General features: G+C 44.4%; 1 protein-coding gene and 1 pseudogene. Both read left to right on the forward strand.

Annotated elements, in window-relative coordinates:
• A pseudogene (locus RTW80_RS25970) lies at nt 1–297 on the forward strand (YhcE family protein); the annotation flags it as partial.
• Nucleotides 294–1,003 (forward strand): DUF1120 domain-containing protein (locus tag RTW80_RS25975; protein WP_032161173.1); only part of this gene is annotated, 710 nt, incomplete at its 3' end. The pseudogene RTW80_RS25970 and the gene RTW80_RS25975, both read left to right, overlap by 4 nt.

The following is a 1,003-nucleotide window of genomic DNA, read 5'->3' on the forward strand; positions in this document are numbered from 1 at the left end:
GGCCCGAATGGTTCATTAAATCTGATCGCCAGCGATGCATTTTCAGGTAGTAACAATCTCGACCTGGCGTTAGCCAGTGGCAAAAATGACAATCCGGGCAGCACAGGAACAGCATCAATTAGTACTTCCCCCAATAATTGGCTGGTGTTTATGCAAAATGGTCAAGAAGTGGTAATTGATAGCGGTAAAAGCGTTAGCCTCACACTGACAATGGCTCCAGCTTTTAAGGATGAAGGGGAACTAACCGACATGACAGATATTACAGGCAATCTGACGGTCCTGGTGGAGGCAAAATGAACAATGTAAAATTACTGATTGCCGGAAGTGCCTTTTTTGCCATGTCAGCGCAAGCCGCTGATAGAGTATCAATTGACGTTAAGGTGACTCTGGAAGCTGCAGCTTGTACTCCAATACTAAGCAACGGCGGAGTTGTTAACTTCGGTAGTCATTCAGTCAATAGACTTTCAACGCAGCACTACACACAGATTGGAACACGTAATATTAATATGACTATAACTTGCGAATCCGCTACCGGCATTGCGATTACCGCTCGTGATACACGAATGGATAGTATGACCACCGGAAAAGATAGTGGGGGTCAGAGTGGTGTAAAATATACCTTAAATGGCGGAGGTTATATTAGCCAGACAACGCGCTTATTCGGCTTAGGGAAAACAAAAGATAATAAAAATATCGGTAGTTATGCCGTGTTAATTGATAGCAACAACATTAGTGCCAGCAATGGTAGCCAGACGTTAGCTGTATCAATAGCAGGTGCAGATGCCGTCATAACAGGGCAAAAAAGAGCATGGCAAACGCTCACCGCTTATCCGCTTGCAGTCGATCAAAGCTATTATTACACCTTTGTAAAACCAGGTGAAACAACCCCAACTCCTGTAACGAACGCCATTATACCGCTTCAGGTGAGCGCATCTATCGCGAATGATTTAGGCGGTTCAGAAAAAATCGAACTTGATGGGAAAGCTGTGATAAGCGTAGTCTA

Origin of the sequence: Escherichia sp. AM3 (genome assembly GCF_032029835.1) — a bacterium.
GTDB lineage: Bacteria > Pseudomonadota > Gammaproteobacteria > Enterobacterales > Enterobacteriaceae > Escherichia > Escherichia coli.